The organism is Streptomyces sp. WELS2 (assembly GCF_013870595.1).
GTDB lineage: Bacteria > Actinomycetota > Actinomycetes > Streptomycetales > Streptomycetaceae > Streptomyces.
In genome coordinates, this window is record NZ_JACBWZ010000239.1 from 1 (window position 1) to 7,986 (window position 7,986).

General features: G+C 73.2%; 8 protein-coding genes and 3 pseudogenes. 10 read left to right on the forward strand and 1 reads right to left on the reverse strand.

The genetic code is table 11. From position 1 onward, the window contains the following. From H5J33_RS37510 to H5J33_RS16145, 9 genes and pseudogenes are all read left to right on the forward strand, one after another. A pseudogene (locus H5J33_RS37510) lies at positions 1–675 on the forward strand (hypothetical protein); the annotation flags it as partial. Between the two features lie 89 nt (positions 676–764). Further along, entirely contained in the window at positions 765–1,199 is a 435-nt protein-coding gene (locus H5J33_RS16110; RefSeq protein WP_181795598.1) for a roadblock/LC7 domain-containing protein, read from the forward strand. 2 nt (positions 1,200–1,201) lie between these two features. Next, positions 1,202–1,573 (forward strand): DUF742 domain-containing protein, encoded by a 372-nt coding sequence (locus H5J33_RS16115; protein WP_181795599.1) that lies wholly within the window; start codon positions 1,202–1,204, stop codon positions 1,571–1,573. After that, positions 1,551–2,150, forward strand: a complete 600-nt coding sequence (locus H5J33_RS16120) for an ATP/GTP-binding protein (RefSeq protein ID WP_181795600.1) — start codon at positions 1,551–1,553, stop codon at positions 2,148–2,150. Before H5J33_RS16115 ends, H5J33_RS16120 begins: the two co-directional genes overlap by 23 nt. A gap of 61 nt (positions 2,151–2,211) precedes the next feature. Next, positions 2,212–2,784 carry a GAF domain-containing protein gene (locus H5J33_RS16125; RefSeq protein ID WP_181795601.1) on the forward strand — a complete coding sequence of 191 codons (573 nt, stop codon included), beginning with the start codon at positions 2,212–2,214 and terminating at the stop codon, positions 2,782–2,784. A gap of 218 nt (positions 2,785–3,002) precedes the next feature. After that, positions 3,003–4,031 carry an L-threonine 3-dehydrogenase gene (tdh, locus tag H5J33_RS16130; protein ID WP_181795602.1) on the forward strand — a complete coding sequence of 343 codons (1,029 nt, stop codon included), beginning with the start codon at positions 3,003–3,005 and terminating at the stop codon, positions 4,029–4,031. A 35-nt stretch (positions 4,032–4,066) separates the two neighbouring features. Continuing rightward, the gene (locus tag H5J33_RS16135) at positions 4,067–5,260 is read left to right on the forward strand and encodes a glycine C-acetyltransferase (RefSeq protein WP_181795603.1); all 1,194 of its coding nucleotides are present in this window, start codon (positions 4,067–4,069) and stop codon (positions 5,258–5,260) included. Positions 5,261–5,291: 31 nt separating this feature from the next. Then, entirely contained in the window at positions 5,292–6,194 is a 903-nt protein-coding gene (locus tag H5J33_RS16140; protein ID WP_181795604.1) for a LysR family transcriptional regulator, read from the forward strand. A 46-nt stretch (positions 6,195–6,240) separates the two neighbouring features. Beyond that, positions 6,241–6,399, forward strand: a pseudogene (locus H5J33_RS16145) (helix-turn-helix domain-containing protein); the annotation flags it as partial. Here the strand turns inward: H5J33_RS16145 and H5J33_RS16150 are convergent. Continuing rightward, positions 6,391–7,098, reverse strand: a pseudogene (locus H5J33_RS16150) (MFS transporter); the annotation flags it as partial. The pseudogenes H5J33_RS16145 and H5J33_RS16150 overlap by 9 nt on opposite strands. A gap of 260 nt (positions 7,099–7,358) precedes the next feature. Here H5J33_RS16150 and H5J33_RS16155 point away from each other — a divergent pair. Further along, on the forward strand, positions 7,359–7,986 hold a 628-nt coding region (locus H5J33_RS16155; protein ID WP_181795605.1), incomplete at its 3' end, for a glycosyltransferase family 39 protein.

The window sequence follows — 7,986 nt, forward strand, 5'->3', positions numbered from 1 at the left end:
CACGCTCGCCCACCTCCGCCCTTCACTACGGCTGAATCGCTCGGTCCCGCGCCCCGCAGGCGCGCCCAGGAGCACATCGCGCCCCAACTGCGCGGCGGCCCGGCCTCCCGCCAGGCCGCCGGCACCGTCACCGGCCACGACCCCGGCCTGATGGCCGCCTTCCAGCGCGGGTTCGGCCTCGCCGAGGCCCGGCAGCACCTGGAGTCCGGGTACGCGGAACCGGGGCAGGAAGAGCCGGAGCACGGGGGAACGACGGGGGAGGGGAGGACGTACCGGGCCTACGGCGAAGCGACGTACGCGAACACCGCCTACGGCCGCCTGGACGCGCCCCACATGGACGCCACGCACATGGGGCCCGCGCACATGGGGGCTCCCCACACCGCCTCGGCGCACATGGAACCCGAGCACACAGCCTCCGCCCACACGGGCTCAGCGCACATGGAGCCCGAGCACATGGCCTCGGCCCACACTGCCTCGGCCCACGTGGCCCCCGCCGACATGGCCTCCGCCCACATGGACCCACCCGACATGGGCTCGGAGCACATGGACCGGGACCACACCACCCCGGAGCAACCACCGGCTCCAGCCGCCATACCCCAGGTGCGCGCCCACGTGCCCGTGCCGGACGGCGCTTTCGGTACCGGCCGAGCCGAGGGGAGTGCCCCGGCCGGATGACCGTACCCGCCACCGCCCCCGCCCCCGCACGCCGTACCCCCACCCCCAGCGCTCCCGCAGATCTTCGTACCCCAAGGAGTCGATCCACCATGGCGAGCGATGCGCCGACCATCCCCGCATCCGACCTCGACTGGCTGCTGAGCGGCCTCGTGCAGCGCGTACCGCACACCACCAGCGCGGTGCTCCTCTCCTCCGACGGGCTGGTGAAGTCCGTACACGGCCTGGACGCCGACAGCGCCGACCACATGGCGGCCCTGGCCTGCGGCCTGTACTCCCTCGGCCGCAGCGCGGGCGTCCGGTTCGGCGACGGCGGGGACGTGCGCCAGGTCGTGGTCGAGCTCGACGCGACCCTGCTCTTCGTCACCACCGCCGGCTCCGGCACCTGTCTCGCCGTGCTGGCCGGCCGCGAGGCCGACGCCGCCGTGCTCGGCTACGAGATGGCGATGCTGGTCAAGAGCGTGCGCCCCTACCTGGTGACCGCCCCCCGGCAGCAGACCGCGGACCCCGCGGCGGCGAGGCCTTGAGCGTGGCCGCAGCCGGCGACGGGCCCTGGCTGGACGAGGCGGCCGGGCGGTTGGTGCGGCCGTTCACGGTCAGCGACGGCCGCACCGAGCCCAGCATCGCCCTCGATCTGATGTCGCAGGTGATGGCCACCGGCGTCACCCCGCTCGGCTATCTCGGTCCCGAGCACGCGCAGGCCCTCGACCTGTGCCGCTCGCCCGTCCCGGTCGCCGAGGTCGCCGCCCAGCTGAAGCTGCCCGCGGTGGTCACCAAGGTGCTGCTGTCGGACCTGGTCGGCTGCGGCGCGCTGACCACCAAGCCGCCCGCCTACCACCACACACCCACTGACCGGTCTCTGCTGGAGGCAGTGCTCGATGGACTACGACGACAGCTCTGACCCGTTTCCCACCGCGCTCAAGATCCTGGTCGCGGGCGGGTTCGGGGTCGGCAAGACGACATTCGTGGGCGCGGTCAGCGAGATCGCGCCGCTCAGCACGGAGGAGCTGCTCACCACGGTCGGCGTCGGCACGGACAGCCTCGACGGCGTCGAGAACAAGATGGAGACCACCGTCGCCATGGACTTCGGCCGGATCACCCTCGATCCGGAACACGTGCTGTACCTGTTCGGCACGCCGGGACAGGAGCGGTTCTGGTTCATGTGGGACGAGCTGTCCGAGGGCGCGCTCGGCGCGGTGATCCTCGCCGACACGCGGCGCCTGCAGGACTGCTTCGCCGCCGTCGACTTCTTCGAGGAGCGCGGCCTCGCCTTCATCGTCGCCGTCAACGAGTTCGACGGCGCCCACCGCTACGCACCCGACGAGGTGCGGGCCGCCATCGACCTCGGCCCGGACATCCCGGTGGTGCGCTGCGACGCGCGGATCTCCAGCTCCGGCGTCCAGACCCTGCTCACCCTGGTCCGCCATCTGCTGGCCCTGGCCCCGGCGGCCACGCCGAGCCAGGGCGCCCACAGGTGATCCCGACCCACCCTCCACGGAGTTCCTGTATGAGGTACACCCACAGCGCCGGAGCCCGGCGATGAGCTACGAGCCGCCCCGGCCGGTCCGGGGCCTGCTGCTCACCCCCGAGGACAAGGAGGCCCCCGCCCGTGTCCGGCGGCTGCGCCGGCTGGGCCTGGCGGATCGGCCCGATCCCGCGCTCGACGCCTTCGCCGGCCACCTCGCCCGGCTCACCGGCGCCAGCTACGCCATGGTCAACTTCATCGGCGAGGACCACCAGTTCTTCGCGGGCCTGAGCGCCCCCGCCGCCCCGGTCGTCCGCGAGGACGGCAGCAGGGCCGAGATGGGCCGGGTGCTGCCGCGCGACCATGGGTTCTGCCCCCATGTGGTGGTACGACACAAGGCGTTGGTCCTGGACGACGTCCGCGACTTCCCGCGCTTCGCGGGCAACCCGGTGGTCGACGGGTTCGGCATCCGCTCCTATCTGGGCGCCCCGCTCATCGACGGCTCCGGCATGGCGCTCGGCACGGTGTGTGCCGCCGACACATCCCCGCGCGCCTGGGGCAGGACCCACCTGGACACCGTCAAGGCGCTGGCCGCGGATCTCGTCGTACGCCTCGAGGGGAGCGCGCTGGACGGCCTGCCCCTGTGAGAACCCACCCCGCCGGAGCCGGACCCGGGAACGGCGCGCGCGAGGGACACGAGGGACACCCGCGGGGCCTGAAGGAAAGCTGAGGCGCCGGTTAAGAAAAGCTCGATGGACCCCGGCGCGCGCATAGGGCAGATTGCGGGGTGATTCCACCCCTCTGACCCGGTGCGGGCTCCTTCGGCATGCCCGTGGGCCGGGCCTCACCCACAGGAGCCGTAGCGTTGAAGGCGCTGGTCAAGGAGAAGGCGGAGCCGGGTCTCTGGCTGACGGACGTCCCGGAGCCCGCCATCGGCCCCGGTGACGTCCTCATCAAGGTCATGCGGACCGGTATCTGCGGCACCGACCTGCACATCCGGGCCTGGGACGGCTGGGCCCGGCAGAGCATCCGCACCCCGCTCGTGGTCGGCCACGAGTTCGTCGGGCAGGTCGTGGAGACCGGCCGGGACGTGACCGACGTCCGCGTCGGCGACCGGGTCAGCGGCGAGGGCCACCTGGTGTGCGGCAAGTGCCGCAACTGCCTGGCCGGCCGCCGCCACCTGTGCCGGGCCACCGTGGGCCTCGGCGTCGGCCGCGACGGCGCGTTCGCCGAGTACGTGGCCCTGCCCGCCTCCAACGTCTGGGTGCACCGGGTCCCCGTCGACCTCGACGTGGCCGCGATCTTCGACCCGTTCGGCAACGCGGTGCACACCGCCCTCTCCTTCCCGCTGGTCGGCGAGGACGTCCTGATCACCGGCGCCGGGCCGATCGGCCTGATGGCCGCCGCCGTGGCCCGGCACGCGGGCGCCCGCAACGTCGTCGTCACCGACGTCAGCGAGGAGCGCCTGGAACTGGCCCGCAAGATCGGGGTGAGCCTCGCCCTGAACGTCGCCGGGTCCACCATCGCCGACGGTCAGCGCGCACTGGGTCTGCGCGAGGGCTTCGACATCGGCCTGGAGATGTCCGGCCGCCCCGAGGCCATGCGCGACATGATCGCCAACATGACGCACGGCGGCCGGATCGCCATGCTCGGCCTGCCCGCCGAGGAGTTCCCCGTCGACTGGGCCCGGATCGTCACCTCGATGATCACCATCAAGGGCATCTACGGCCGCGAGATGTTCGAGACCTGGTACGCGATGTCGGTGCTGCTGGAAGGCGGTCTCGACCTCGCCCCCGTGATCACCGGCCGGTACGGCTACCGCGACTTCGAGGCCGCCTTCGCCGACGCCGCGAGCGGCAAGGGCGGCAAGGTCATCCTCGACTGGACCGCCTGACCCCCTGCAACCGCTAGCACCTTCAGGAGCCCTGCATGTTCGACACCGTCCGCGACGGCCTGCGCGCCACCCTCGACGAGATCCGCGCCGCCGGCCTGCACAAGCCCGAGCGGGTCATCGGCACCCCGCAGTCCGCGACCGTCAACGTCACCGCCGGCGGCCGCCCCGGCGAGGTCCTCAACTTCTGCGCCAACAACTACCTCGGCCTCGCCGACCACCCCGAGGTGATCGCCGCCGCCCACGATGCCCTGGACCGCTGGGGCTACGGCATGGCCTCCGTCCGCTTCATCTGCGGCACCCAGGAGGTCCACAAGGAGCTGGAGGCCCGGCTGTCGGCGTTCCTCGGCCAGGAGGACACCATCCTGTACTCCTCCTGCTTCGACGCCAACGGCGGTGTCTTCGAGACCCTCCTCGGCGAACAGGACGCGGTGATCTCCGACGCCCTCAACCACGCCTCCATCATCGACGGCATCCGGCTGTCCAAGGCCCGCCGGTTCCGCTACGCCAACCGCGACCTCGCGGACCTGGAGGCCAAGCTGAAGGAGGCGTCGGACGCCCGCCGCCGGCTGATCGTCACCGACGGCGTCTTCTCCATGGACGGCTACGTGGCGCCCCTGCGCGAGATCTGCGACCTCGCCGACCGCTACGACGCGATGGTCATGGTCGACGACTCGCACGCCGTCGGCTTCGTCGGCCCGACCGGCCGGGGCACCCCCGAACTGCACGGCGTCATGGACCGCGTCGACATCGTCACCGGCACCCTCGGCAAGGCCCTCGGCGGCGCGTCCGGCGGCTACGTCGCCGCCCGCGCCGAGATCGTCGCCCTGCTGCGCCAGCGCTCCCGCCCCTACCTGTTCTCCAACACCCTCGCCCCGGTGATCGCCGCAGCCTCCCTGAAGGTCCTCGACCTGCTGGAGTCCGCCGACGACCTGCGCGTCCGGCTGGCCGAGAACACGGCGCTGTTCCGCCGCCGGATGACCGAGGAGGGTTTCGACATCCTCCCCGGGGACCACGCCATCGCCCCCGTCATGATCGGCGACGCCGCGAAGGCGGCCCGCATGGCCGAACTGCTGCTGGAGCGCGGGGTGTACGTGATCGGCTTCTCCTACCCGGTCGTCCCCCAGGGCCAGGCCCGCATCCGGGTCCAGCTGTCCGCCGCGCACTCCACGGACGACGTCCACCGCGCGGTCGACGCCTTCGTCGCGGCCCGCACCGAACTGGCGGCCTGACCAGGCCGGACGAGCTGGGATAATCAGGGACATGATCGAGGCGCGGCGGCTCCACATCCTCCGTGCGGTGGCCGACCACCGCACGGTCACCGCGGCGGCCGCCGCGCTCTACCTCACCCCCTCCGCCGTCTCCCAGCAGCTGACGGCCCTGGAGCAGGAGACCGGCCACCGCCTGGTGGAGCGCGGCGCCAAGGGCGTACGGCTCACCCCGGCCGGCGAGATCCTGCTCAGCCACACCAACGCGGTCCTCGCCCAGCTGGAGCGGGCCGAGGCCGAGCTGGCCGCCTACCGCTCGGGCGAGGCGGGCACGGTCACCGTGGCGGCCTTCGCGACCGGCATCGCCCAGGTCGTGGCCCCGGCGGTGGCCCGCCTCGCCGCCAAGGCACCCGGCATACGGATCCGGGTGCGGGACGCGGAAGGGGACGCCAGCCTGCCCATGGTGCTGGACCGGCAGGTGGACGTGGCGGTCGCCGTCGAGTACCGGGGCGCCCCGCCGGCCGACGACCCCCGGCTGACCCATGTCCCGCTCTACGCCGAGCCGTTCGACGCGGTCGTCCCCCTCGGGCACCGGCTGGCGGACACCACAGAGGTGCCCCTGGCCGAGCTGGCCAAGGACCCCTGGATCGGGCCGTACCCCGGCAATCCCTGCCACGACGTGGTCGTCCTCGCCTGTGAGAGCGCCGGTTTCCAGCCCCGCCTGGAGCACTCCTCCGACGACTTCCGGGCGGTCGTCGCGCTCGCCGCCGCCGACGCGGGCGTCGCCCTCGTACCGCGCTCCGCGCTGTGCGGCATGGACCTCGCCGGTGTGGTCGTACGCCCCGTCGACGGCGTCGCCCCGACCCGCCGCGTCTTCGCCGCCGTACGCCGGGGAGCCGAGGGCCATCCGCTGATCCGCCCGGTGCTGGAGGCGCTCGGAGAGGCGGCCCGGGCGTGAGCTGCCCGTAACACGGCCGTCTCGTATCAGGGATAGCGTCCCGGATATGAGAAGCGAGGATCCCGTCGATCTGCTCATCGGCGCCCGGCTGGCCGAGCTGCGCGCCGAACACGGCTGGTCCCTGGGCGAGCTGGCGGAACGCAGCGGAGTCAGCAGGTCCACCCTGTCCCGCGCCGAACGCGCGCAGATCAGCCCCACCGCCGCCGAGCCGCTTCACCCCGAAGACGAAGCCGAAGAGCCCGCCCGCCGCGAGCAGCGCGCCGGTCACGTCCCAGGGGCCGCCGTCCGTGCCCCGGGACTCCGGCAGCAGCATCCGGCCCACCGGAAGGCTGACCAGCATCAGCGGGATGTTGACCAGGAAGACCGAGCCCCACCAGAAGTGCTCCAACAGGAACCCGCCGAGCAGCGGTCCGACCGCCGCGCCGACCGCCGCCACCGCGCTCCACACGCCGATGGCTAGGGCGCGCTCGCGCCGGTCGGGGAAGACCTGCCGGAGGATCGACAGGGTCGCCGGCATGATCATCGCGCCGCCGGCGCCGAGCAGGGCGCGGGCGAGGATGAGCATCGGCGCGCTCCAGGCGAACGCGGCCAGGGCGGAGGCGACGCCGAAGAGGCCGTAGCCGAGCAGCAGCACCCGTCTGCGGCCCACCCGGTCCCCCAGGGTGCCGAAGAGGATCAGCAGCGAGGCGCAGACCAGCGGATAGACGTCGACGATCCACAGCAGTTCCTCGGCGCCGGGGCGGAGGTCCTCGGTGACGGCGGGGACCGCGACGTGCAGCACGGTGGCGTCGAGGGCCACGAGCAGCAGGCTCGCGCACAGGACGACGAGGACGACCCACCGGTCGGCACCGGCCCCGGCCGCCCGACGATGCCGCCCTACGGCAGCCGTGGTCGTCCCGGACATGTACGTACCTCCCAGATGATCCCTCGCGCGGCGCGGACCGACGGGGTGGGGACGAACCGTCGTACGGCCGGAGCGAGCGGTGTCTCCGGCCCGCGCGAACCCACGCGAGTGACTCGTCAGCGTACGCGAGCCGGCCGCGCGGACACGTGGCGGAGCTCTCACCCGCGCGAGGCAACCCGTGTGGCGTACCGCACGTCGCCACCCCTTGACGGTGACCCCGGCGGCCGGTCCGGTGCGCGGCGCGGTCGATAATCGAGCCCGTGAGCGATCTTGAAACGCGCGGCGTCCCGGCCCGCGCCCCCCTCCTCCGCCGGGCGGCCCCGGCCCTGCTGGGCTACGCGGCGGTCCGCGCCCTGGGGCTGGCGGTGCTGGCGGGGTGGAGCGCGGCGCGCGGCAAGAGCGCCTACACGCTGCTGACCGCGCGCTGGGACTCGCTGTGGTACGCGCGGGTCGCCCACCTGGGCTACGGCTACGAGGTGCGGCTGCCGAACGGGGACGTCCACTCCGACCTGGCGTTCTTCCCGCTGCTGCCCTGGCTGGAGCGGCTGCTGCACGCCCTCGCCCCGCTGTCGTACGCGGACGCCGGGTTCGTGGTGAGCCTTCTGGCCTCGCTCGCCGCGGCGGCCGGGATCTTCGCCGTCGCGGAGCGGCTGTACGGCCCCCGGACCGGTTTCTTCGCGGTGCTGCTGTGGGCGGTGCTGCCGGTCGGGATCGTCCAGTCGATGGCGTACAGCGAGTCGCTGTTCACGGCGCTGGCGGCCTGGTCCCTCTACGCGGTGCTGACCGGGCGGTGGGTGGGCGCGGGGGTGCTCGCGGCGCTGGCGGGGCTGACCCGGCCGGTGGGGGCGGCGGCGGTCGCCGCGGTGTGGACGGCGGGCGTGATCTCGT